Source organism: Pseudomonas sp. PDM13 (genome assembly GCF_025685765.1).
In the GTDB taxonomy this organism is placed as follows: Bacteria; Pseudomonadota; Gammaproteobacteria; order Pseudomonadales; family Pseudomonadaceae; genus Metapseudomonas; species Metapseudomonas solani.
Map to the genome: position 1 here is coordinate 67922 of NZ_JAOTQU010000001.1, position 24870 is coordinate 92791.

The 24870-nt window shown below is 65.9% G+C and carries 18 protein-coding genes and 1 tRNA gene; 9 read left to right on the forward strand and 10 right to left on the reverse strand.

The window, feature by feature from the left end; translation table 11 throughout:
- Positions 1–78: 78 nt before the first annotated feature.
- The 6 genes from OEJ36_RS00390 to OEJ36_RS00415 form a co-directional block, all read right to left on the reverse strand.
- Entirely contained in the window at positions 79–618 is a 540-nt protein-coding gene (locus OEJ36_RS00390) for a DUF2058 domain-containing protein (protein ID WP_021221457.1), read from the reverse strand.
- A 20-nt stretch (positions 619–638) separates the two neighbouring features.
- Positions 639–1469, reverse strand: a complete 831-nt coding sequence (mazG, locus tag OEJ36_RS00395) for a nucleoside triphosphate pyrophosphohydrolase (RefSeq protein WP_263399946.1) — start codon at positions 1467–1469, stop codon at positions 639–641.
- A gap of 148 nt (positions 1470–1617) precedes the next feature.
- Positions 1618–3867, reverse strand: a complete 2250-nt coding sequence (relA, locus tag OEJ36_RS00400) for a GTP diphosphokinase (RefSeq protein ID WP_263399947.1) — start codon at positions 3865–3867, stop codon at positions 1618–1620.
- A gap of 83 nt (positions 3868–3950) precedes the next feature.
- Positions 3951–5306 carry a 23S rRNA (uracil(1939)-C(5))-methyltransferase RlmD gene (gene rlmD / locus OEJ36_RS00405; RefSeq protein WP_263399948.1) on the reverse strand — a complete coding sequence of 452 codons (1356 nt, stop codon included), beginning with the start codon at positions 5304–5306 and terminating at the stop codon, positions 3951–3953.
- Between the two features lie 183 nt (positions 5307–5489).
- Positions 5490–6392 (reverse strand): cysteine synthase CysM, encoded by a 903-nt coding sequence (cysM, locus tag OEJ36_RS00410; protein WP_263399949.1) that lies wholly within the window; start codon positions 6390–6392, stop codon positions 5490–5492.
- A 246-nt stretch (positions 6393–6638) separates the two neighbouring features.
- Complete coding sequence (locus tag OEJ36_RS00415; protein ID WP_263399950.1) at positions 6639–8963, reverse strand: TonB-dependent receptor; 2325 nt, start codon at positions 8961–8963, stop codon at positions 6639–6641.
- A gap of 207 nt (positions 8964–9170) precedes the next feature.
- Between OEJ36_RS00415 and OEJ36_RS00420 the strand changes: the two genes are divergently transcribed.
- The 3 genes from OEJ36_RS00420 (at position 9171) to OEJ36_RS00430 (ending at position 12979) form a co-directional block, all read left to right on the forward strand.
- Positions 9171–9851, forward strand: a complete 681-nt coding sequence (locus OEJ36_RS00420; RefSeq protein ID WP_263399951.1) for a Fe2+-dependent dioxygenase — start codon at positions 9171–9173, stop codon at positions 9849–9851.
- Between the two features lies 1 nt (position 9852).
- Positions 9853–10659, forward strand: a complete 807-nt coding sequence (locus OEJ36_RS00425) for a tetratricopeptide repeat protein (protein ID WP_263399952.1) — start codon at positions 9853–9855, stop codon at positions 10657–10659.
- Between the two features lie 112 nt (positions 10660–10771).
- The gene (locus OEJ36_RS00430; protein WP_263399953.1) at positions 10772–12979 is read left to right on the forward strand and encodes a TonB-dependent receptor; all 2208 of its coding nucleotides are present in this window, start codon (positions 10772–10774) and stop codon (positions 12977–12979) included.
- An 18-nt stretch (positions 12980–12997) separates the two neighbouring features.
- On the opposite strand, the gene OEJ36_RS00435 is transcribed toward OEJ36_RS00430, so the two are convergent.
- Positions 12998–14344: a sensor histidine kinase gene (locus tag OEJ36_RS00435; protein WP_263399954.1), complete on the reverse strand. Its 1347-nt coding sequence runs from the start codon at positions 14342–14344 to the stop codon at positions 12998–13000.
- Complete coding sequence (locus OEJ36_RS00440) at positions 14344–15054, reverse strand: response regulator transcription factor (RefSeq protein ID WP_263399955.1); 711 nt, start codon at positions 15052–15054, stop codon at positions 14344–14346. The genes OEJ36_RS00435 and OEJ36_RS00440 overlap by 1 nt, the downstream gene beginning before the upstream one ends.
- 141 nt (positions 15055–15195) lie before the next feature.
- Between OEJ36_RS00440 and OEJ36_RS00445 the strand changes: the two genes are divergently transcribed.
- From OEJ36_RS00445 to OEJ36_RS00460, 4 genes are all read left to right on the forward strand, one after another.
- Entirely contained in the window at positions 15196–17955 is a 2760-nt protein-coding gene (locus OEJ36_RS00445; RefSeq protein WP_263399956.1) for an ATP-binding protein, read from the forward strand.
- A 65-nt stretch (positions 17956–18020) separates the two neighbouring features.
- On the forward strand, positions 18021–19004 hold the full coding sequence (locus OEJ36_RS00450; protein WP_263399957.1) for a 2-hydroxyacid dehydrogenase: 984 nt from the start codon (positions 18021–18023) through the stop codon (positions 19002–19004).
- A 35-nt stretch (positions 19005–19039) separates the two neighbouring features.
- The gene (locus OEJ36_RS00455; protein ID WP_021221474.1) at positions 19040–19477 is read left to right on the forward strand and encodes a hypothetical protein; all 438 of its coding nucleotides are present in this window, start codon (positions 19040–19042) and stop codon (positions 19475–19477) included.
- Positions 19474–19878 (forward strand): META domain-containing protein, encoded by a 405-nt coding sequence (locus OEJ36_RS00460; RefSeq protein WP_263399958.1) that lies wholly within the window; start codon positions 19474–19476, stop codon positions 19876–19878. Before OEJ36_RS00455 ends, OEJ36_RS00460 begins: the two co-directional genes overlap by 4 nt.
- Before the next feature lie 3 nt (positions 19879–19881).
- On the opposite strand, the gene dinB is transcribed toward OEJ36_RS00460, so the two are convergent.
- Both dinB and OEJ36_RS00470 read right to left on the reverse strand, forming a co-directional pair.
- Entirely contained in the window at positions 19882–20937 is a 1056-nt protein-coding gene (gene dinB, locus OEJ36_RS00465) for a DNA polymerase IV (protein WP_263399959.1), read from the reverse strand.
- Positions 20938–21048: 111 nt separating this feature from the next.
- Entirely contained in the window at positions 21049–21534 is a 486-nt protein-coding gene (locus OEJ36_RS00470) for a hypothetical protein (RefSeq protein ID WP_263399960.1), read from the reverse strand.
- 432 nt (positions 21535–21966) lie between these two features.
- Between OEJ36_RS00470 and OEJ36_RS00475 the strand changes: the two genes are divergently transcribed.
- Positions 21967–22043 (forward strand) — tRNA-Met (locus OEJ36_RS00475).
- A gap of 171 nt (positions 22044–22214) precedes the next feature.
- Positions 22215–24863 (forward strand): bifunctional lysylphosphatidylglycerol flippase/synthetase MprF, encoded by a 2649-nt coding sequence (gene mprF, locus OEJ36_RS00480; RefSeq protein ID WP_263399961.1) that lies wholly within the window; start codon positions 22215–22217, stop codon positions 24861–24863.
- Positions 24864–24870 lie beyond the last annotated feature (7 nt).

Genomic DNA, 24870 nt, shown 5'->3' on the forward strand with positions numbered 1-24870 from the left:
CACTCCCGACACCCCTCCTCACCAAACGCCCATGAAAAAGCCGGGCATCGCCCGGCTCTCTTCATGCTCGCACCGCACTCACCACATCAGGTCGTCCGGCACCTTGTAGGCGGCGTAGGGATCGTCCGCATCGGCTTCTTCGGTGGGGGTGTTGAGCAGCAGGATACGGCGCGGGTCGCGCTCCTGGATACGCAGCGCAGCATCACGGGGAATGATCTCGTAGCCGCCGCCATGCTGGACGATGGCCAGGGAGCCACGGCTCAGCTTGTCGCGGACCATGTCGTTGACAGCGATGCGCTTGACCTTCTTGTCGTCGACGAAGTTGTAGTAGTCCTCGGTGGTCAGCTTGGGCAGGCGCGAGCTGTCGATGAGCTGCTTGATCTGCGCCGAGCGGGCCTTCTGCTCGGCCTTTTCCTGCTGCTGGCGGTTCAGCTCCTGGTCACGGGCGACTTTCTCGGCCTGTGCCTGAAGGGCGGCCTGGCGTTGGCTGTCATCCTTCTCGACCTGGTTCTTCTTCTCCAGGCGCTGTTGCTTCTGCTGTTGCTTGCCGGCCTGCTTGACCTGCTTTTCATTGACCAGCCCGGCTTTCAGCAGTTGGTCACGGAGGGAAAGGCTCATGGGTAATTCAGTCTCTCTGCTTAGCAGCCAAGGGCGGCTTTTTCCTGTTTCTTGGCTTCGCCCCACAGGGCATCCAGTTCGTCCAGGGTGCAATCTTCAATGGGACGACCCGCTTCACGCAATGCCTGTTCGATGAATCGGAAGCGCTGCTCGAATTTACCGTTGGCTCCACGCAAGGCGGTTTCCGGGTCCACCTTGAGATGGCGCGCCAGGTTCACCACCACGAACAGCAGGTCGCCAATCTCATCGGCGATGGCGGCGGGGTCGTTGTCAGCCATCGCCTCCAGCACCTCGTCCAGCTCCTCGCGCACCTTGTCCACCACCGGCAGCGCCTCGGGCCAGTCGAAGCCCACCTGGGCCGCACGCTTCTGCAGCTTGGCCGCGCGACTCAGCGCCGGCAGCACGGCGGGCACGTCGTCCAGCAGGGACAATTGCTCCGGCGCGGCGGCCTTCTCGGCGCGCTCCTCGGCCTTGATCTCCTCCCAGCGCTGCTTGATGGCGGCCTCTTGCAGGCGCGCCATGTCCGGCGCGCCGTACAGATCGCCATCGGGGAACACATGGGGATGGCGGCGCACCAGCTTGCGGGTGATGGCATCGACCACGGTGGCGAACTCGAAACGGCCCTCCTCCCGCGCCAGCTGGCTGTAGTAGACGACCTGGAACAGCAGGTCACCCAGCTCGCCCGGCAACTGCTCGAAGTCGCTGCGCTCGATGGCATCGGCCACCTCGTAGGCTTCCTCGATGGTGTGCGGAACGATGGTCGCGTAGTCCTGCTTCAGGTCCCAGGGGCAGCCGTACTGCGGGTCACGCAGCCGGGCCATCAGGTGCAGCAGGTCGTCGAGTCGGTACATGGCAGGTCCAGTGATTTATGCCCGGCACGACCTGAACGTCACGAGCGAAGGGCTGGCTAGGCGGGAAGGCTTCGGAAAAGCGGAGTTGGCTATTGCCAATGAGCATTTTCCGAAGCCTTCCCAACAACGCCAGACCGAGCGCAGTAGTTCAGGCAGCGCGGTTACGGCGGGCTTCGATGATATTGGGTAGCTGCGAGATCCTGGCCAGCAAGCGCCCCAGCGCATCCAGCCCGGGAATCTCGATGGTCAGCAGCATGGACGCGGTGTTGTCTTCCTTGTTCGAGCGGGTGTTCACCGCCAGCACGTTGATGCGCTCGTTGAGCAGCACCTGGGAGACGTCGCGCAGCAGGCCGGAGCGGTCATAGGCACGGATGACGATGTCCACCGGGTAGGTCTGTACCGGTACCGGACCCCAGCTGACCTGGATCATCCGCTCCGGCTCGCGACCGGCCAGTTGCAGCGCCGACGCGCAATCCTGGCGGTGGATGCTGACACCACGCCCGAGGGTGATGTAGCCGACGATGGGGTCGCCCGGGAGCGGCTGGCAGCAGCCCGCCATCTGGGTCATCAGGTTGCCCACGCCCTGGATCTGGATGTCGCCACGCTTGCCCGGTTTGTACTGGCCGGTCGCGCGGCGGGGAATCAGTTCCAGCTGCTCGCTGGCGCCACGTTCCGGCTCCACCAGCTGCTGCGCGCAGTTGACCACATGGGCCAGGCGCAGGTCGCCGGCACCGAGTGCGGCATGCATGTCTTCGGCGGTGCGCAGGTTGCACTTCTCGGCGAGCTTCTCGAAGTCCACCGGCGGCAGGGCCAGGCGGGCCAGCTCGCGTTCGAGCATGGCCTTGCCGGCAGCGACGTTCTGGTCGCGGGCTTGCAGCTTGAACCAGTGGACGATCTTCGCCCGTGCACGGGAGGTGGTGATGTAGCCGAGGTTGGGGTTGAGCCAGTCACGGCTGGGCGAGCCCTGCTTGCCGGTGATGATCTCCACCTGCTCGCCGGTCTGCAGGCTGTAGTTCAACGGCACGATGCGGCCGTTGATCTTCGCGCCCCGGCAGTTGTGGCCGATCTCGGTGTGCACGCGGTAGGCGAAATCCAGCGGCGTCGCGCCCTTGGGCAGGTCGATGGCGTGGCCATCGGGGGTGAAGACATAGACCCGATCGGGCTCGATATCCACCCGCAGCTGTTCGGCCAGGCCGCCGATATCGCCCAGTTCCTCGTGCCATTCCAGCACCTGGCGCAGCCAGGAGATCTTCTCTTCGTAATGGTTGGAGCTGGGTTTGACGTCGGTGCCCTTGTAGCGCCAGTGGGCGCAGACCCCGAGCTCGGCTTCCTCGTGCATGGCGTGGGTGCGGATCTGCACCTCCAGCACCTTGCCGTCCGGGCCGATCACCGCCGTGTGCAGGGAGCGGTAGCCGTTCTCCTTGGGGTTGGCGATGTAGTCGTCGAATTCCTTGGGAATGTGGCGCCACAGGGTGTGCACGATGCCAAGCGCGGTGTAGCAATCACGCACCTCCGGCACCAGCACGCGCACGGCACGCACGTCGTAGATCTGGCTGAACTGCAGGCCCTTGCGCTGCATCTTCCGCCAGATGGAATAGATGTGCTTGGCACGCCCGCTGATATCGGAGCGGATGCCGGTCGCGGCCAGTTCTTCGCGCAGCTGGTTCATCACGTCGGCGATGTACTGCTCGCGATCCAGACGGCGCTCATGCAGCAGCTTTGCGATCTGCTTGTACTGGTCCGGCTCCAGGTAGCGGAAGGACAGGTCCTCCAGCTCCCATTTGATATGGCCGATGCCCAGGCGATGGGCCAGGGGCGCATAGATATCGAAAACTTCGCGGGCGACGCGGTGGCGCTTCTCGTCGTCGGCGTTCTTCACCTCGCGGATGGCGCAGGTCCGCTCGGCCAGCTTGATCAGGGCGACGCGCACGTCGTCGACCATGGCCACCAGCATCTTGCGCAGGTTCTCCACCTGAGCCTGGGTGCCCAGCACCAGCGACTGGCGCGGGCTGAGGCTGGCGCTGATGGCGGCCATGCGCAGCACGCCCTCGATCAGCTTGGCCACCACCGGGCCGAAGCGCTGGTTGACCTCGGGGAGCGGGATCTTGCCCTCGCGCACGCCACGGTAGATGACCGCAGCCACCAGGGATTCCTGGTCCAGCTTGAGATCGGCAAGGATCTCGGCGATCTCCAGGCCGGTCTGGAAACTCGAGGTGCCTTCGGCCCAGAGGTTCTGTGCGGCATTGGCCTGCTGCTCGGAGTCCCGGGCGAATTCGCAGGCCTTTTTCAGCACCTCGCGGTCCAGCACCGGATCGAGACTGAGGACATGATCCAGCCACGCCTCGAGGTTGATACTGCCGTCGGTATTGACCGGCTGTTGCGCTCTGACCTGTACCATCTTGCCTTACCTTCCCTACGACGTACGCCCGTCACGCCGAATGTTCGCCAGCCTCTCTGGGCCAGTCGGATTACGCGAGCATCCTAGCCCGCCTCGAATAACGCCATGGCCTCGACATGGGCCGTCTGCGGAAACATGTCGAGGATGCCGGCTCTCCTGAGCCGATAACCCTGTCGGACCAGCTCGGCACTGTCACGTGCCAGCGTCGCCGGGTTGCAAGACACATACACCACGCGTTTCGCGCCGAGCTCGCCAAGGTGGCGGGCGATCTCGAACGCGCCGTCGCGCGGCGGGTCCAGCAGTACCGCATCGAAGCCCTGGGCAGCCCAACGGGCCTCGGCCAGCGGCTTCGACAAGTCGGCCTGGAAAAAGTGCGCATTCTCCAAACCATTGGTTACAGCATTGCCGCGGGCGCGTTGGACCATGACGTCCACACCTTCCACCGCCACCACCTCGCGCGCCTGGTGCGCCAGTGGCAGGGCGAAATTGCCGAGCCCGCAGAACAGGTCCAGCACCCGCTCGGAGGCTTGCGGTGCCAACCAGTCTAGCGCCTGGGCGACCATCGCTTCGTTGACCGCGGCATTGACCTGGACGAAATCCCCCGGTCGGTATTCCAGGTCCAGGCCCCACTGTTCCAAACGGTAACCCAGGCGTGCGGCGGCGTCGTCCGGCTGCGGTTCGCCCGCACCGTGGAGCCACAGCTGGGCCTGGTGTTCGGCGCAGAAATGACGCAGGCGCTGCAGGTCCGCCTCACCCAGGGGCTGGGTATGGCGCAGCAGCAGCGACGAGGCATTGCCGTGAAAGAGCTCGACATGACCGAGGGCTTGCGGCCTTTCCAGGCTGCGCAGCAGTTGCGGTAACGCACGGACGATGGACTGCAAGGGCTGTACCAGCACGGCGCAATCGTCGATGCCGACGATCGACTGGCTGGCTGCGGCGCGGAAGCCCACATCCAGGCGCGCGGCCTTGGCGTCCCAGCGCACGGCGATGCGCGCGCGGCGGCGATAACCGAGCTCGGGTCCGACCAATGGCGCAGCCCAGGCTTCGGGCTCGAGTCCGGCGAAGCGCGCCAGCTGTTCGGCCAGCGTGCGCTGTTTCAGAGCAAGCTGTTCGGCATGGGGCAGGTGCTGCAGGGTGCAACCACCGCACTGGCCGGCATGGGCGCAAGGCTCGATGCGGCGCAGCGGGCTGGCGACCAGCACCTTCTCCGCACGGGCTTCGACTATCTGGGCGCGGGCACCGAGCACACGGCTCTCCACCTCTTCGCCCGGCAGCGCGCCGGAAACGAACCAGGTACGTCCGTCGACAAAGGCAATGCCACGGCCATCGTTGGCCAGACGCTCGATGACCAGGCGCTGCTTCTTGCCGGTTGGCACCTGCTGCGCCGGGCGCGAGCCGCCACTGGGCTGGAACCGCAGGCCGCCACTACGCTTGGCCATCTTTCACACTCTTGGGCAGGAACCAGGGGCGCTGCAGCAAAACCGACGGCGCATAACGGGAAACGGCCGGAGCGGCGCCCAGGGCGATGCCCCGGCCACTGCCGCTCACGGGGTGCAGGTGAATACGATAGGCACGCAGCGAATAACGGCCTGCGCAACCATCGGGACGGGGAATGACGAGTTTCACGGGATCGGGTCGTACACGCCGGTGGACAGGTAGCGGTCGCCGCGATCGCAGATGATCGCCACCATCACCGCGTTCTCCACCTCGCGGGAGAGGCGCAGCATGGCCGCCACCGAACCGCCGGAAGAAACGCCACAGAAGATGCCTTCCTCGCGGGCCAGGCGGCGCATGGTCTGCTCCGCTTCGACCTGGGCCATGTCGACGACGCGGTCGACACGATCGGCCTGGTAGATCTTCGGCAGGTATTCCTCGGGCCAGCGGCGGATGCCGGGAATGGCCGAGCCTTCCTGGGGCTGCAGGCCGACGATCTGGATCTCGGGGTTCTGCTCCTTGAGGTAGCGCGAAGTGCCCATGATGGTGCCAGTGGTACCCATGGAGCTGATGAAATGGGTGATGCTGCCCTGGGTCTGGCGCCAGATCTCGGGGCCGGTGCCCACGTAATGGGCCTCGGGGTTGTCGCCGTTGGCGAACTGGTCCAGCACCTTGCCGCGGCCTTCGGCCTGCATGCGCTCGGCCAGGTCGCGGGCGCCTTCCATGCCCTCGTCCTTGCTGACGATGATCAGCTCGGCGCCGTAGGCGGTCATGGCCGCCTTGCGCTCGGCGCTCATGTTGTCCGGCATGATCAGGACCATCTTGTAGCCCTTGATCGCCGCCGCCATGGCCAGCGCGATACCGGTGTTGCCCGAGGTCGCCTCGATCAGGGTGTCGCCGGGCTGGATGGCGCCGCGCAGTTCGGCGCGGGTGATCATCGACAGGGCCGGGCGGTCCTTCACGGAGCCCGCGGGGTTGTTGCCTTCGAGCTTGACCAGGAGGGTGTTGCTGGTGTCTCCGCCCAGGCGCTGCAGGCGCACCAGCGGAGTGTTGCCGATGCAGTCGGCGATGGTTGGGTACTGCAGGGTCATGGCGAGGTTCGCAATCCAGACGCAGGGGGTGCACATGATACCGGCAAACCGGCGGAGGCCATATCGCAGGAACGTATCGCGTTATGCCATGAGGCTATAAGCATGGAACCCGTGGCTATGGCCGATGCATCGTTTGCCCTCTTCTATCTTGCCCTCTTCTATATAGGAGGGCGCTAAACGACGAAGCCCCGGCAGCGGGTGCGGCCGGGGCTTCGTTGGCTGAAGGTGCGGCCAGGGCCGCACCGGTCAGAAGTGGAAGTTGGTGCTCAGCAGCGCCGTCCGACCCGCCGCCTGGTTGGCGAAGTGGGTGGAGTAGGCCTTGTCGTAGTAGGTCTCGTCGGTGAGGTTCTGCACGTTCAGCTGCAGGTCGACGTTCTTGGTCAGCTCGTAGGCGACCATCGCGTCGTAGCGCCAGTAGGACGGGGCGTACACGGAGTTGTTGTTGTCGCCGAACACGTCGTCCACGTAGAAGGCACCACCGCCGACGGTCAGCTGCGGCAGGACCTGGTAGGTGGTCCACAGGCTGAAGCTGTTCTTCGGCGTGTTGGGCATCTCGTTGCCCTTGGCCGCGTTGGTGATGCTGGTGACCACACCGGTACGGTTGCCCACCGCGCCCGGATCGACCAGCTCGCTGTCCAGGTAGCTGTAGCCGGCGAACACCTGCCACTTATCGGTGATCTTGCCGCTGGCGCTCAGCTCGAAACCGTCGACACGGGTCTTGCCGGCGTTCTCGTAGGTGTAGTTGCTCACCAGGATGCGGGTGTTCTCCTTCTCCGTGCGGAAGATCGCAGCGGTCAGCGACAGGCGCTCATCCAGCAGGTCCCACTTGGTGCCCAGCTCGTAGTTGACGGTCTCTTCCGGCTCCAGGTCGCTGACGATGCTGGTCGGAGTGCCCACGGACGTCGGCAGGCCGTTGCCCTCGGTGCCCTCGCCGAGCATGGCGCCCGGCGGGGTCGCGGAGGTGGCGTAGGAGGCGTAGATGCTGCCGTTGCTGGCCGGCTTCCACACCAGGCCCACCTGGTAGTTGACGAACTCGGACTTGTCGGAAGCCTTGAAGGTGGTGGCGCCGGTGGCGGACTTGGTCTTGGAGTCGGTCTCGAAGCTGTCGTAGCGCAGGCCCAGGTTGAGGATCCATTGCGGGTCCAGCTCGATGCTGTCGAAGGCGTAGATCGCGCGGGTATCACCCGTTGTGACGGTTCCCGAATAGTCGCGCGCCACGCTTCCGGCCCAGGGGTCATCCGGATTGGGGTTGCCCAGGGAGGTGCAGTTGTAACCGGTGCTCGCGCCAGTGGTCGGGCAGTTGAGGTTACCGGTGCCTACCGAGTTGGCCACTGTGTAGGTGGAACGATCGGACTCCTCGCGGGACAGTTCGATGCCCGTGGAGAAGCTGTTCTTGAAGCCCGCCAGTTGGAAGTCACCGAACAGGTCGGTCTGGTTCGTGGTGGTGGCGGTGTTGCCCACACGGGTGTTGGCGCGACGCCACACGTTGCCCTGGCGCACGTTGCCTTTGCTGTCGTCCGGCTGGGTCAGGATGTAGTCCTGCATGCTGTTGCCGTGGCGCAGGGTGTTCTTGATGGTCAGCGAGTCGGTCAGGTCGTGCTCGATGGCGATGGTGGCGATGTCCGCGCGGGTCTTGCGGAAGTCGCGGTTGGTCAGGCCATAGAAGTTGCTGCTGTCGCCGCCGTCGACGGGCTTGTCCGGGCTGGCGGCGGTGTGGGTAGTGCCCACCGAGTAGCCGTAGGGGATGCCCGAGTCCGGCAGGTCGTTGCTTTCCATGTGGTAGAAATCGAGGTTCAGCCGGGTGTCGGTACCCAGGCCGAAGGCCAGCGAGGGCGCGACGCCCCAGCGGTCGTAGTTGACCTTGTCGCGGCCGGCGACGTTGCTCTCGTGGCTCATCAGGTTGAGGCGGAGCGCAGCAGTGTCGAGGAACTGCTGGTTGATGTCGGCGGTGTAGCGCTGGGTCTGGTCGGAGCCCCAGGTGAAGCCGCCGTCGATGGAGTCGCCCAGGTGCGCCTTCTTGGTCACCAGGTTGAGGCTGCCGCCGGCCGAGCCGCGACCGCCGAAGGAGGAGTTGGGGCCCTTGCTCACTTCCACCGATTCGATGGCGAAGATCTCGCGGGTCTGCGCGCCGGTGTCACGCACGCCGTCCAGGTAAGTGTCGGACTGGGCATCGAAGCCACGGATGAAGGGGCGGTCGCCCTGGGGGTTGCCGCCCTCGCCTGCACCCATGGTGATGCCGGGCACGGTGCGCAGGGCATCCTGCAGGGAAAGCGCGCCGGTGTCCTTGATCACCTGCTGCGGAATCACGGTGACCGAGCGCGGGGTATCCACCAGCGGCGCGGTGTATTTCTGCGAGGCGGAACGCTGGACCTGGTAATCCTCGTTCTCGATCTGCTCGCCCACCACCGATGTGGCATCGAGGGAAATCACGCCATCCTTTTCGCCGTCCTTCTTCTCCGGCTGTGCGGCATGGACGACCGGCGCCATGGAAGCGGCCGACAGGGCGACGCCGATGGCAGAAGCCAGCAGGCGCTGGGCAGAAACAGTGGACTCGAGCAGCTGACGCGACATCGTTTTCCCTCCCCAGGGATTTCAGAGGTCGCGGAATCTATTTCAAAATATTTACAGTAGCAATTGCCAAAAATTCTCATTTGCGTCTTTTTTACAATATTTACACTTGTCATGACGGGTCGTCGGAAGCCCTCGCGAATCCGCTTGAAAGTATCAAATGAAAATCACTACTATCCGCGCCATTTTCCCATCCGGAGGCCGATGACCATGCTCCTGCGCATACCCGGTGTATTCACCCCCGACGAGGCCGCCCGCATCCGCGAGGCGCTGGAACAGGCCGACTGGATGGACGGCCGCATAACCGCCGGGTACCAGTCGGCGAAGGCCAAGCTCAACGAGCAACTGGTGGAAGGACACCCCCTGGCCAAGGAAATCAGCGTCGCGATGCTGCAGCGCCTGTGGAGCCACCCCCTCTTCGTTTCCGCCGTGCTGCCGCTGAAAGTCTACCCGCCGCTGTTCAACCGCTACTCGGGTGGCGGCACCTTCGACTACCACATCGACAACGCCATCCGCCGCATCCAGGGCAGCCCGGAGCAGGTGCGCACCGACGTCTCCGCGACACTGTTCTTCAGCGAGCCGGACAGCTACGACGGCGGCGAGCTGGTGATCCAGGACACCTACGGCACCCAGCGGGTGAAGTTCGCCGCCGGCGACCTGGTCATCTACCCGTCCCACAGCCTGCACAAGGTCGAGCCGGTGACCCGTGGTGCGCGCATCGCCTCGTTCTTCTGGACCCAAAGCATGGTCCGCGACGACGGCCAGCGCACCCTGCTCTACGAGATGGACCAGGCCATCCAGAGCCTGACCCGCGACGTGCCCGAACACCCCGCGCTGGTCCAGCTCACCGGCAACTACCACAACCTGCTGCGCCGCTGGGCGGAGCTCTGAAATGAACTTCACGCTGAAGCGCACCGAAACCCTCAGCGGCGATGAGCTGCGCGAGCGCTTGGCGAGCGACCCGCGACAGGCCGCGCGAATCATCCTCAGTGCCGCTCGTGATGGGCTGACCGACGCCCAGACGCTGCTCGGCCAGATCCTCCTGGACGGCCAAGGCATCGAGAAGGACCCGGCCCTGGCCCGCACCTGGTTCCACATTGCGGCCCAAAGCGGCGACGTCATGGCCCGCAACATGCTCGGCCGCTGCCTGGAACACGGCTGGGGCGGTGATATCGATCTTCCGGAAGCCGCTCGCCACTACCGGCTGGCCCTGGCCGAGGGGCTCGACTGGGCCATGTACAACTACGCGGGTCTGCTGGCGACCGGGCGCGGGGTGCCCAAGGACCAGGAACAGGCCTTCGCCTGGTACCTCAAGGCCGCCGAGGCGGGGCACGCCAAGTCGATGAACCTGGTGGGGCGCTATCACGAAGAGGGCATCGCCGTGGCACGCGATGCAGAGGTCGCGCTGGAGTGGTATCGCCGCTCGGCACAGGGCGGCGACTTCCGCGGCCAGTTCAGCTATGCCGCCGTACTCGCGGCCCAGGGGCGGATCGACGAGGCACTGGGCTGGCTGCAACGCTCGCTGGCCACCGGCAACCTCAACTTCCTGCGCGCCACCCGCGCCAGCCTGGGCCAGGCCAGCGACCCGCGCATACGGGTTCTGGCCGGTGACTTCCACCAGCGCGCGAGCGAGCTCGGTGACGACAGCGACCGCCAGGCCCAGGAGCAATTCCTAGCCCAACCCGGCGGCGGCATGTAACGGAAGGGAAATATTTGCTAACAGCGCACCCGTAAAGCAAATGTAAAACGATTTCGTTTGATAAATATTCTCAACTAGCTTGGCAGCTCATCTTTTCAGGGAGAAAACTCCGATGACTGCCAAGAAGCCTCTGGGCCTCCACCTGCCCCAGGCCACCCTCTCCAGCTCTGCCGTGGGCCTGGCCTTCGCCTCCTTCGCCGGCATGGGATTCGCCGCAGAGGCGAAGAAGGACGAAGACAGCACCGCCGCCCCCAGCACCCTCGAACTGGACGCCACTAACATCCGCTCCCACGCGAGTGATGGCTACAAGGTCGACCAGGCGTCCTCGCCAAAATTCACCGCTCCGCTGCGCGATACGCCGAAGTCGGTCACGGTGATCACCGAGGAACTGATCAAGGAACGCGGCGCCAGCTCGCTGAAGGACGTACTGCGCACTACCCCGGGCATCACCCTGGGTGCGGGCGAAGGCGGCACGCCGGTCGGCGACCGCCCCTTCATCCGTGGCTACGAAGCCAGCACCGACATCATGATCGACGGCGTTCGAGACGTCGGTCGCAACGCCCACGAAGCCTTCAACCTGGAGCGCGTGGAGATCATCAAGGGCCCGGGCTCCGCCTACACCGGCCGCGGGGCCACCGGTGGCAGCATCAACCTGGTGAGCAAAACGGCGCAGATGGACGACTTCGTCGCCGGCAGCCTGACCCTGGGCACCGACCAGCTCTGGCGCACCACGCTGGACGTCAACCAGTACCTGCCCGAACAGAACATGGCATTCCGCCTCAACGCCATGAAGCACGAAGCCGATACCCCCGGCCGCGACGACGTCGACGTCAAGCGCTGGGGCCTGGCACCGACCGTGACCTTCGGCCTGAATACCCCGACCCGCGCCACCTTCAGCTACTACCACATGGAAACCGACGACATGTCGGACCTCGGCCACCCGATCTCCAACATCACCGGCAAGCCGGTGAAGGTCGATCGGGACAACTTCTACGGCCTGGTCGATCGCGACTTCAGCAAGACCTCCGCGGATATCGCGAGCATCGTCCTCGAGCACGACTTCAGCGAAACGCTCTCGGTGCGCAACACCACCCGCGGCGGCCGCACCCTGCTCGACTACGTAATGACCCGCCCCAACTTCGGCAGCACCAACACACCGGCCCAACTGACAGCCGCCATCAACCGCGAGCTCAATGGCCAGGTGGTGCGCGACGGTCGCTCACGCAACAGCGTGACCCAGACCCTGGTCAACCAGACCGACCTGTTCGGTGAGTTCTTTACCGGCTCGCTGCAGCACAACTACTCGGCCGGCGTGGAATTCAGCCGCGAAACCATCGACCAGAAAGAGCGCTACATCACCCCGGCCGGCAGCAATGCCAACCTGCAGGACCCGAACCCTCACGACCCCTTCCCTGCCGTCACCCGTGGCAGCGGCGCCACCAGCGAGACCAAGCAGACCGTACGGGCCGCCTATGTGTTCGACACCCTGAAGCTGCACGAGCAGTGGGACCTGAACCTGGGCCTGCGCTACGACGACTATTACGTAACGAACGGCAGCGCCTCCAACTCCAGCGAGATGCTGAACTACCAGCTCGGCGTCGTCTTCAAGCCCCTCCCCAACGGCAGCATCTACCTGTCCTACGCCACCTCCTCCAACCCGGCAGGCGAAACCGTCGGCCAGGCCGGGGGCGCCGATGGCGCGGCTAGCGGCGCGGCGGTGAACAACCTCGACCCGGAGAAGAATCGCAGCCTGGAACTGGGCACCAAGTGGGACCTGCTCGATGAGCGGCTGTCGCTGACCGCCGCGATGTTCCGCACCGAGAAGACCAATGGCCGTTCCCAGGACCCGACCACGGGTGACGTCACCCTCTCCGGCGACAGCCGTGTGGATGGCTTCGAACTGGGCGCCACCGGGCACCTCACCGAGGCCTGGCAGGTCTGGGCGGGCTACACCTATCTCGACCCGGAGACCCACAAGTACCGCAGCGGCAATACCGATTTCTCGGGCAACCAGATGAAGTTCATCGCACCGGAAAGCTTCAGCCTCTGGAGCACCTATGCGATCACTGAAAAGTGGACGGTCGGCGGCGGTGCCAACTACATGGACGAGCGCTACCTGGACGACGCCAACACGCGCAAGCTCGAGTCCTATTGGCGCTACGACGCCATGCTCGGCTACAAGGTGAACAAGAACCTGGACCTGCAGCTGAACGTGCTGAACCTGGCGGACGAGACCATCTACGACGCCTCACACGTCGGTATCTTCGCCAACGTAGCACCCGGGCGCTCGGCCGAGTTGACGGCCAACTTCAGGTTCTGAACCTGGTCCCGGGCGGTGTCAGATGCCGCCCGGCCATGCCTGCAGTTGCATGTGCAACCCCAACCCCGGGACCAAGTTGCGCGCCCACAGCCGCCCGCCCTGAAGATCGATGGCACTGCGGGCGATGCTCAGCCCCAGGCCGAAACCGCCATCGCCGGGCCGCGCCTCATCGAGCCGGGCGAAGGGCTCGAAGATCAGTTCCAGGTGTTCTTCCGCCACCCCCGGCCCCTGGTCGCAGAGGCACAGCAGCCAGTGCTCGCCTTCTTGTCGGCCAGACAGCGTGACCAGCCCGCCCACAGGTGAATAGCGGATGGCATTGCGCAGCATGTTCTCCATGGCCTGGGCCAGGCTGTTGAGGTTGGCCTTGACCACGCACCGCTCGTCCAGCTCGAAACGCAACTGCTCCCTGGGCCAGCCGGTTTCGAAGCAGGCATCTTCCGTCAGCACGTCCCAGAGCGGCCGCAACGGCACCGCTTCCTGGGGGAAGTGCGGTCGCTCGGAATCCATCCAGGCCAGCTCCAGGGTGTTTTCCACCAGTTGCTGCATCACGCCGATCTCGCGCTCCAGGCGCTGGCGCAGCGTCGGCAGATCATCCTCGCGCTCGCTGGCTGCTCGCAGGCGGCTGAGCGGCGTCCGCAGTTCGTGGGACAGGTCGCTGAGCAAGCGGCGCTGATAGACCACGGTGCCTTGCACACGATCGGCCATGTGATCGAAGGCACGGCCCAGCTCACCGAGCTCGTCTCGCCGCGAAATGAAGGGCTCGCCGAGGCGCGCGCCCAGGTCATCCGCCTTCAGGGAATTGGCCTGCTCACGCAGGCGCGTCAGCGGTGCGATGAACAACCGGTAGAGCAGCATGCCCAGCAGCAGGGCCAGCAGCCCGGGCACCACTTTCTGGGCGATGAAGAACAGCAGCGGCCGAGGGCCCCAGGGGCTGAAGCGTTGCGGCAGGAGCATGACCAGTTGCCCGCTCTGATCCTCGAAGGGGATGCTCAGGGTCCGGGGTTCCGGGGTCTGCCGCCCCATCGGCCACTCCAGTTGGCGCATGAAGCTCAGTCGGCGGCGCTGCTCCTCGCTGACCGGGCGGCTGCCCAAGGGGAACAGGTGCCGGTCGAGCACCAGCGCCCAACTGCCCTCGCGGCGCTCCAGGTCGGCCTGGAAGGCATCGACGCCGGCCTGGCCGCTCTCACGCCAGGCCTGTTCGGCCTCGCGGGCATAGCCACGCAGGGTCGTGCGCGCCTCCTCGGAGAGGTAGGAGGTGTGTTCACCGATGAGCTGGCCGAAGGAAAGCGTCAGCGCAATCATCACCAGGCAGAAGCCGATGAGGATGATCGCCAGCTTCCAGAACAGCGAATGGCGACCGGGCATCAGCCTTTCTCGCTGGTCAGCACGTAACCCTTGCCCCAGACAGTCTCGAGCCGCCACTCGGTATAGTCGAGCCGCGCCAGTTTTCGGCGGATATGGCTGACGTGCATGTCCAGGCTGCGGTCATGCTGCGAATAGGCCCGGTGCAACACGTGCTGGTAGAGGAACGCCTTACTCTGTGCCTCCTCCATGTGCCGCGAGAAGGTCACCAGCAGGCGGTATTCGGTGGGGGTGAGTTCGGCCCAGCGCCCGCGATAGCTGATATCCGAGCGGCCTTCGTCGAACTTCAGCTCCAGCTCTTCACTGGGCTGTTCAGGTTCGCGGCGCTCATAGGCCACGCGGCGCAGCACCGCATCCACACGCACCTGCATCTCCACCATGCTGAAGGGCTTGGGCAGGTAGTCGTCCGCACCCTGGCTGAAACCGGCGATGCGGTCCTGCTCGGCACCCAGCGCCGACATCAGGATCACCGGCACGCCACGGCGGCGGCGCAGCTCGGCGAGCACCTCCAGGCCGTTACGGCCGGGCAGCAGGATGTCCATGAGGATCAGGTCGAAATCCTCGGCGCAGGCCAGGCCCAATCCCTCGTCGCCGTTCTGCCGCAGGGTCACGTCGAAGCCGCGGCGGCCCAGGTGGTCACAGAGGTGAGCAGCCAGTACGGGATCGTCCTCGATGGCGAGGATGCGGGCGCTCTGAGGGGTACTGCCGTTCATGGGAACCACCAGCAAATGCGAATAATTCGTTAATAGAATCGCATTTTGACAAATTGCAAACGGGATTCCCACATATAAGCGGGAGGATTCCGACCGGCCGAGTCGCTACACTCCCGGCATTCACCTTCGCAAGGAATGAGCGTGTACAAGGATCTAGGCATCAAGGGCCGCGTTCTGCTGCTCACCCTCCTGCCCACCAGCCTGCTGGCCATGGTGCTGGGTGGCTACTTCATCTGGGCGCAGCTTTCCGACATGCAGGCGCAATTGCTGCAACGCGGGCAGATGATCGCCGAGCAGCTCGCACCGCTGGCCGCCCCCGCCCTGGTGCGGGGCGATGCGGTGCTGCTGGAGCGTATCGCCGACCACGCGCTGGACCAGCCCGATGTACGCGCGGTGAGCTTCCTCAGCCTGGAGCGCGCGCGCCTGGCCCACGCCGGGCCGAGCATGCTCAACAGCAGCCCGGACAACGACGGCAGCCACCTCAGCCTGACCAGCAACACCGACGCCACACGCTTCATGCAACCGGTGTTCGAGCGCCACCGGGTGCTTTCCGGCGACACCGCGAAACTCGGCAACGACCAGTTGCTGGGCTGGGTGGAACTGGAGATGTCCCACCACGGCACCCTGCTCAAGGGCTATCGCAGCCTGTTCGCCAGCCTGCTGCTGATCACTGCTGGCCTGGCCGTCACGGCCCTGCTCGCCCTGCGCATGAGCCACCAGATCAACGAACCGCTGCGGCGTATCAAGCAAGGCGTGGCGCTGCTCAAGGAAGGTCGCCTGGAAACCCGCCTGCCGCAACTGGGCAACCACGAGATGGACGAGCTGGCCGGCGGCATCAACCGCATGGCCGAGGCCCTGCAAAGCGCCCAGGAAGAACTGCAGCACAACATCGACCAGGCCACCGAAGACGTCCGCCAGAACCTGGAAACCATCGAGATCCAGAACATCGAGCTGGACCTGGCGCGCAAGGAAGCCCTGGAGGCGAGCCGGATCAAGTCCGAGTTCCTCGCCAACATGAGCCACGAGATCCGCACCCCGCTCAACGGCATCCTCGGCTTCACCAACCTGCTGCAGAAGAGCGAGCTGTCGCCGCGCCAGCAGGACTACCTGTCGACCATCGAGAAATCCGCCGACAACCTGCTGGGCATCATCAACGAGATCCTCGACTTCTCGAAGATCGAGGCCGGCAAGCTGGTGCTGGAGAACATCCCCTTCAACCTGCGCGACCTGATCCAGGACACCCTGACCATCCTCGCACCCGCCGCCCATGAGAAGCGCCTGGAGCTGGTCAGCCTGGTCTACCGCGACACCCCGCTGCAGCTGGTGGGCGACCCGCTGCGCCTCAAGCAGGTGCTGACCAACCTGGTGAGCAACGCCATCAAGTTCACCCGTGAAGGCACCATCGCCGTGCGCGCCATGCTCGAGGACGACAGCGACGCCGACCTGGTGCAGCTGCGCATCAGCGTGCAGGACACCGGCATCGGCCTCTCCGACGAAGACCTGCGCGCGCTGTTCCAGGCCTTCAGCCAGGCCGACAACTCGCTGTCACGCCAGGCCGGCGGCACCGGGCTGGGGCTGGTCATCTCCAAGCGCCTGATCGAACAGATGGGCGGCGAGATCGGCGTCGCCAGCACCCCGGGCGAAGGCTCGGAGTTCTGGATCAGCGTCAGCCTGCCCAAGGCCCGCGATGACGCCGACGACCTGCCCAAGGCCCTGCTGGCCGGGCGTTTCGCCGCGGTGTTCGAGCCCCAGGACCTGGCCCGCCAGGCCCTGCACCACCAACTGGAGGATTGCGGCCTGGAGGTGCAGGACCATCCCAGCCTGGATGCCCTGCTGGAGGCGGTGGAAACCCAGCGCAACGGCCCCCGTGCCGTGGCCTTCGCCGTCATGGGCGTCACCGCCCGCGAGCTGCCGCCCGACCGCCTCAGCCAGTACATCTGGGACCTGGAGCAACTGGGCTGCAAGAGCCTGGTGCTCTGCCCCACCACCGAACAGGCGCTCTACCACCAGGTACTGCCCGACTCGCACAACCAGTTGCAGGCCAAACCGGCCTGCACCCGCAAGCTGCACCGCGCCCTCACCGGCCTGGTCAGCCCGCGCCAGCAACCCCGCCTGGAAGCGCCGCAGCCGCAGAACACCCGCGCCCCTAAGATCCTCTGCGTGGACGACAACCCGGCCAACCTGCTGCTGGTGGAAACCCTGCTCGGCGACATGGGCGCACTGGTGACGGCGGTGGACAGCGGCTACGCCGCGGTCGAGGCCACGCAACAGCACAACTTCGACCTGATCCTCATGGACGTGCAGATGCCCGGCATGGACGGGCGCCAGGCCACCGAGGAAATCCGCCGCCTGGAGGCCGGCAAGGACCTCAGCCCGGTGCCTATCGTCGCCCTCACCGCCCACGCCCTGGCCAACGAGAAGCGCGCCCTGCTGCAAGGCGGCATGGACGACTACCTGACCAAGCCCATCGGCGAGCGCCAGCTGGCCCAGGTGGTGCTCAAGTGGACCGGCCTGAGTCTGCACAGCCCCAGCCCCGACCGCAGTGCCGAACACCCGGCCAACGACGACGAGCCCAGCGTGCTGGACCCGGAAGAAGGCCTGCGCCTGGCGGCCGGCAAGGCCGACCTGGCCGCCGACATGCTGGCGATGCTGCTGGCCTCGCTGGCTGCGGACCGCCAGGCCATCCGCCAGGCGCTGGACAGCGACGACCACGCCACGCTGCTGGAGCGCGTGCACCGCCTGCATGGCGCCACCCGTTACTGCGGCGTGCCGCAACTGCGCGCGGCCTGCCAGCGCAGCGAAACCCTGCTGAAGAAGAACGACCCGGCCTATCGCCAGGCCCTGGACGACCTGGACGTGGCCATCGTCCGCCTGGCCGGGGAAACCCGGGTCAATGCCTGAACCGACCTGATGCAAGGCGCATGTTGCCTGGCCACCCTGACGGCCGAGCAACGCAAGGAGAGCCGATGCGTACCATCCTTTTCAGCAGCCAGAACTACGACCGCGACAGCTTCCTCGGTGTCGCCGCCGGTATCGAACTGCATTTCCAGCCGGCCCGGCTGACCCTGGACACCACGGCCCTGGCCAACGGCTTCGACGTGGTCTGCGCCTTCATCAACGACGACCTGTCCGCCCCGGTGCTGGAGCACCTGGTGGCTGGCGGCACACGCCTGATCGCCCTGCGCTCGGCCGGCTACAACCATGTCGACCTCAAGGCCGCCCGCGAGCTCGGCCTCACCGTGGTTCGGGTGCCGGCCTACTCGCCCCATGCCGTCGCCGAACATGCGGTGGCGCTGATCCTCGCCCTAAACCGGCGCCTGCACCGCGCCTACAACCGCACCCGCGAGGGCGACTTCAGCCTGCACGGTCTCACCGGTTTCGACCTGGTGAACAAGCGCGTGGGCGTGGTCGGCACCGGGCAGATCGGCGAAACCTTCGCCCGCATCATGGCCGGCTTCGGCTGCCAGCTGTTGGCCTATGACCCCTTCCCCAATCCGGCGGTGGAAGCCCTGGGCGCGCGCTACCTGCCCCTGGATGAGCTGCTCGCCGAGAGTGACATCATCAGCCTGCACTGCCCCCTCAACGACGCCACCCGCTACCTGATCAACGCCGCCAGCCTGCAGCAGATGAAACCCGGCGCGATGCTGATCAACACCGGACGCGGCGCACTGGTGGAGACCCCGGCGCTGATCGAGGCGCTGAAAAACGGCCAGCTCGGCTACCTGGGCCTGGATGTGTATGAAGAGGAAGCGAACCTGTTCTTCGAAGACCGTTCCGACCTGCCGCTGCAGGATGACGTGCTGGCGCGGTTGCTGACCTTCCCCAACGTCATCGTCACCGCGCACCAGGCCTTCCTCACCCGCGAGGCGCTGGCGGCCATTGCCCGCACCACCCTCGACAACATCGCCGCCTGGGCCGCCGGGCGGCCGTGCAACCAGGTCGACACCTAGGCCGTGTTAGGATGCGCGGCGCTTCTGGAGGACCTATGGCCGAACACGATTTCCGTTACAACCTGCTCAACCCCGCTCACACCCTCAGCGAATGCCGCGCGCTCGCGCCGGGCCGCTATCAGGTCACCGGCACCGGTGGCTCGATCCAGAACGGCGACACCTTGGTCGTCACCCTCAAGGGCAGCCGCGACCTGGCCATGCGCCTGGAAGTGGAGAAGGTCCGCCACCTGATCAACCCGCCCGGCCAATGGCTGGCCGTGGCCAAGGGCCCGGTCTTCAAGGAGCTGTCCATCCTCAACTGGCACGTCGACTGCGACGCCTGCGCCAAGCGCCTGGACTTCGAATTCGCCGTCGACTCCAGCCTGGGCAAGGCCGCGCAGGCCCCCGCCGCCGAAGCGCGCATCACCGAGCTGGGCTGGGTGAACAGGGACGGCAAGCACCTCTGCCCGCAATGCCGCAAGGAGACCCCATGAAACACAATGCGCTGATCCTCGGCCTCGCAGCCGCGACTCTGGCGGGCTGCGCCAGCGAGGGCCCGAGCATCGAGACCGAACGCACCTACCAGGTGGAATGGATCGGCGAACGCCCGCTGATCGACAACAGCCACCTGACCATCACCCTCGGCCGCGACGGCCGCGCCTACGGCAACGCCGGCTGCAACCACTGGTTCGCTTCCTACGAGCTGAAGGACGACACGATCAGCTTCGGCCCCGCCGGCAGCACCCGCAAGATGTGCGCACCGGCGCTGATGGAGCAGGAACAGCGCTTCCTCGACGCCCTGCCGGGCGTGCAGCGCTGGGACTTCTCGGCGATCGAACAGCTGCGCCTGTGGCCCGCCGAAGGCAAGCCGCTGCGCCTATGGCCGGAACGCTGAGTTTCAGAAAAGCTTGAGTTGCTCGGCGACGCCTTGCAGGTCCTGCAGGCGCACGCCGACGCCGATCAGCCGCACCGGCTTGTCGCCGCGCGCGAAGGCCGCCCCCAGCAGCAGCTTGTAGCTGTCCAGGTCACGCCCGGCGCCCGCCTGCTCCAGGGTGGTCTGGGAGAAGTCGTGGAATTTCAGCTTCACGAACGGCTTGCCCGGCTTGTAGCTGGAATCCAGCCGCTGCAAGCGCCGCTGCAATTCCTCGTAAAGCTCCGGCAGGCGCTCCAGGCACGCGCCCAGGTCGGGCAGGTCCTGATCGAAGGTATTCTCCACGCTCAATGACTGGCGGCGGCTGTCCACCTGCACCGCGCGCTCGTCGATGCCCCGCGCCAGCCCATACAGGCGCTCGCCGAAACTGCCGAACTCGCGGGCCAAGGCCACGCGGCTCCATTCGCGCAGGTCCACACAGTTGATGACGCCGAGGCGGCCGAGCTTGTCCGCCGTGACCTTGCCCACCCCATGCAGTTTGCTCACCGGCAGCTCGGCGACGAAGTCGTCCACCTGGTCAGGCGTGATCACGAACAGCCCATTGGGCTTGCGCCAGTCGCTGGCGATCTTGGCCAGGAACTTGTTCGGTGCCACCCCCGCCGAGACGGTGATGCGCAGCTCCTGCCAGACCCGCTTGCGAATCTCCTGGGCGATGCGCGTGGCGCTACCGCTGAAGTGCTGGCTTTCGGAAACGTCGAGGTAGGCCTCATCGAGGGACAAGGGCTCGATGATCTCGGTGAAGTCGCGAAGGATGGCGTGAATCTCCCGCGAGGCCTCGCGGTAGGCGTCGAAGCGCGGGCGCACGATCAGCAGGTCCGGGCACAGCTTCAATGCATGGTGCGACGACATGGCCGAACGCACGCCATAGGCGCGCGCCTCGTAGTTGCAGGTAGCGATCACCCCGCGCCGATCCGCCGAGCCTCCGACCGCCAGGGGCCGGCCGGCCAGCGACGGGTCGTCGCGCATCTCGATGGCTGCATAGAAGCAGTCGCAATCTATGTGGATGATCTTCCTTTGACTCATGAACGCCTGATACCGATGGAGCGAAGGAAGCACGCTCGGGCGGGCGGATGCCGCCGGGGGAGCCTCCACGGACGGGAGGCGGCAAATTCTAGCTGATTTGCCCGGCGGGTTTCAGGGGGCGGACAACCAGGACTTCAGGGCTCGGGCGTGGTGCTCACACCAGAGTTCCGGGCGGGGGTCGGGCGCGCGCCAGGTCCTCATATAGAGGTCATGAGCAGCGTCCACCTCATCGATCGCAGGCAGGCGCGCCGGGTCGGTCCACAGCAGCAGGCGGGCGAAGGCGCCGGCGAGCACGTCGTCATGCTCCAGCGCGGCGCGCACCCGCTCATCCACCGGTGGCACCTGGCGGGCATCGCACACCGCCACGGCCAGGTCGCGGGTGACCGGGCAACGCAGAACGAAATGCACCATCTCGTCGGGCGAACCCGACTGCCAATAACTGTGGGGCCCACCTTCGGCCAGGGGACGCTTGTCCAGGCCACTTTCCTGCAGGGCAATGGCGAGCAGCATCAACTGCGCCTCAGGGCTGTTCATCTCATCGGGCAGCAGGGACAGGGCCGGCTCGAGGGCAAGGCGGCGAAGGGAATCGAGGGTCATGGGGACTCCACAACTATGCGCCCAGTGAAACAGGGCGGCAGGTAGAAGGCCGGCGCGCCGAAGGGTGCGCCCCGAAAGCCGGGGCAGTATCGCCAGCACCCTGCCCACTACAACGCCCTCGAAATGGAATCAGCCTGGGCCTACCAGTGGCTGGAAGTTTCCTACAGGCACCTCCCGGTACTCTCGACCAGCGGCCAGGAAATGGATTTCCTGTCGCCCTCGGGGCCGGTTCCCCGTTCCGGGCCCGAGGTTTCCCCCAACTGCTCTCCTTTACCTGTAATCCCCCTGTAAAAGCCCTGTAAAACTGCACGCCACTAAGGCTGCACGGGTACCTGACCGCACGGTCCACGCTAAGCATCTGAAGAAAAAACACTTTTTTCTAAATCAGGCGTTGACAGGGTGAATTAAATCGCTAGAATGCCGACCCACAGACGCGGGATGGAGCAGTCTGGTAGCTCGTCGGGCTCATAACCCGAAGGTCGTTGGTTCAAATCCAGCTCCCGCAACCAAATACGGAAAGGCCACTCGAAAGAGTGGCCTTTTTCGTTTGGGCGTCTTTTCTTAGGCTATAGCCGCTCCTCCCTCGGTCAGGCCATGAGCCATGGAAAATATTGCATGACGGGGCTTGGAACTTGCCCGCGCTGCCCACATCCTGTGGCGCACATTGCATGAGGTGCTCGATGCGCGCCAACTCCACCGCTGAAAACCCGCTCCCCGAAGATCCCACCCTGCAGGACGAACCCGCACAACTGCGCTGGCTCGACCGCATAAGCGCCTACCGACAGCCCATCGGGCTGGCCTTTACCCTTCTGCTGTTCACCATCGGCCTGGTTGCCTGCTGGCACCTGCTGCGAGAACTCGACCCCGATGCGCTGCGTACGGCGGTGCGAGACGTGCCCGGCACCAGCCTGCTGATGGCCATCGGCGCCACGGCGATCGGCTTCGTCGCGCTGATGGGCTACGAGTGGTCCGGCTGCCGCTTCGCCGGGGTCAAGCTGCCCTTCCCCCGCATGGCCCTGGGCAGCTTCTGCGCCACCGGTATCGGCAACGCCATCGGCCTGTCGGTGATCACCGGCGGCTCGGTGCGCTACCGCCTCTATAGCCGCGACAACGTCGGCACTGGGGATATCGCCCGCATCACCCTGTTCGCCAGCCTGGCCCTGGGCAGCGCCCTGCCGCCCCTGGCCGCCGTGGCCGCGCTGAGCGACCTGCCGGCCGCCGCCCAGGCCCTGCGCATTTCCACCACCCTGGTGGCGATCATCGCCAGCGCGGTGATCGCGGCCACCGTCATCGCCGTGCTCTGGCTGTCGCGCCTGCGTGAGCCGGTGGCGCCGACCCCGGGCTGCGTGAATATCCGCATCGGCCATCGCACCCTGCGCCTGCCGGGCCTGCAGCTGTCCGCGCTGCAACTGGTGATCACCCTGGTCGATGTCTGCGCTGCCGCCGCCGTGCTTTATGTGCTGCTGCCGGAAGCGCCGCCCCTGGGCGCCTTCCTGCTGGTCTACCTGCTGGCCCTGGCCGCCGGCGTGCTCAGCCACGTGCCGGGCGGCGTCGGTGTGTTCGAGGCCGTGCTGCTGGCGGCCTTCGCCGGCCAGCTCGGTGCCGCGCCCCTGGCCGCCGCGCTGCTGCTCTACCGCCTCATCTATGTGGGCCTGCCGCTGATCCTCGCCTGCCTGCTGCTGCTGGCCAACGAGGCGCAGCGCTTCCTGCCCGCCGGGCGCCAGGCGGTACGCGCTGCCTCCGGCCTGGCCGCGCCGGTGCTGTCGCTGATGGTGTTCCTCTCCGGCGTGGTGCTGCTGTTCTCCGGTGCCACCCCGGCCATCGACACCCGCCTGGAGCACCTGAGCTTCCTCATTCCCCATCGCCTGATCGACGCCTCGCACCTGGCCGCCAGCCTGGTGGGCGTGCTCTGCCTGCTGCTGGCCCACGGCCTGCGCCGGCGCCTGTCGGCGGCCTGGGCGTTGACGGTGATCCTGCTGCTGGCCGGCGCCGGGCTGTCGATGCTCAAGGGCTTCGATTGGGAAGAGGCCAGCCTGCTGGTGCTCACCGCCATCCTCCTGGCGATGTTCCGGAACGCCTTCTACCGCCCCAGCCGCCTGCTGGAGATGCCCTTCTCACCGGTCAACCTGGGCGCCAGCGCCTGCGTGCTGGCGGCGTCACTGTGGCTGATGTTCTTCGCCTACCAGGACGTGCCCTACAGCCATGAGCTGTTCTGGCAATTCGCCGTGGACGCCGACGCCCCGCGCACCCTGCGCGCGACCCTGGGCAGCGGCCTGTTGCTGGCCGGCCTGGCGCTGATCTGGCTACTGCGGCCGATCCCCCTGGTGATCCACGAGCCCACCGAGGAAGAACTGCTCAAGGCCAGCGAGATCGTCAAGGCATCCGGCCAGCCCGACGGCGGCCTGGTGCTCACCGGCGACAAGGCGCTGCTGTTCCACCCCGAGGAAGATGCCTTCCTGATGTTCGCCCGTCGCGGCCGCAGCCTGGTGGCGCTGTTCGACCCCATCGGCAAGGCCAACCACCGCGCCGAGCTGATCTGGCAGTTCCGCGACCTCTGCGACGTGCACCACGCGCGCCCGGTGTTCTACCAGGTGCGCGCGGAGAACCTGCCCTACTACATGGACATCGGCCTCAGCGCCCTGAAGCTCGGCGAGGAGGCCCGGGTTGACCTGCGCCGCTTCGACCTGGAAGCCAAGAACAAGGCCATGAAGGACTTGCGCTACACCCTCAGCCGCGGCCAGCGCGACGGCCTGTCGATGGAGATTTTCGACGCAGGGCTGGCGCCCCTGGAGACGCTGCAGGCCATCTCGGAAGCCTGGATGCAAGGCAAGCAGGTGCGCGAGAAGGGCTTCTCCCTGGGCCGCTTCGACCCGGACTACCTCAAGCACTTCCGCATCGCGGTGGTTTCCTTCGAAGGCAAGGCCATGGCCTTCGCCAACCTGCTGGAAACCAACAGCGGCGACCTGGCCAGCCTGGACCTGATGCGCGTGCACCCCGAGGCGCCCAAGCTGACCATGGAATTCCTCATGCTCAACCTGCTGCTGCACTTCAAGGAGCGCGGGCATGAACGCTTCAGCCTCGGCATGGTGCCCCTGGCCGGCCTGCAGCCGCGCCGTGGTGCACCGCTGACCCAGCGCCTGGGCGCCCTGGTGTTCCGCCGTGGCGAGCAGTTCTACAACTTCCAGGGCCTGCGCCGCTTCAAGGACAAGTTCCAGCCCGAGTGGGAGCCGCGCTACATGGCGGTGCCCGCTGGCCTCGACCCGCTGGTGGCGCTGGCCGATACCGCCGCGCTCATCGCCGGCGGCTTCACCGGACTGGTCAAACGCTGAGGGAACC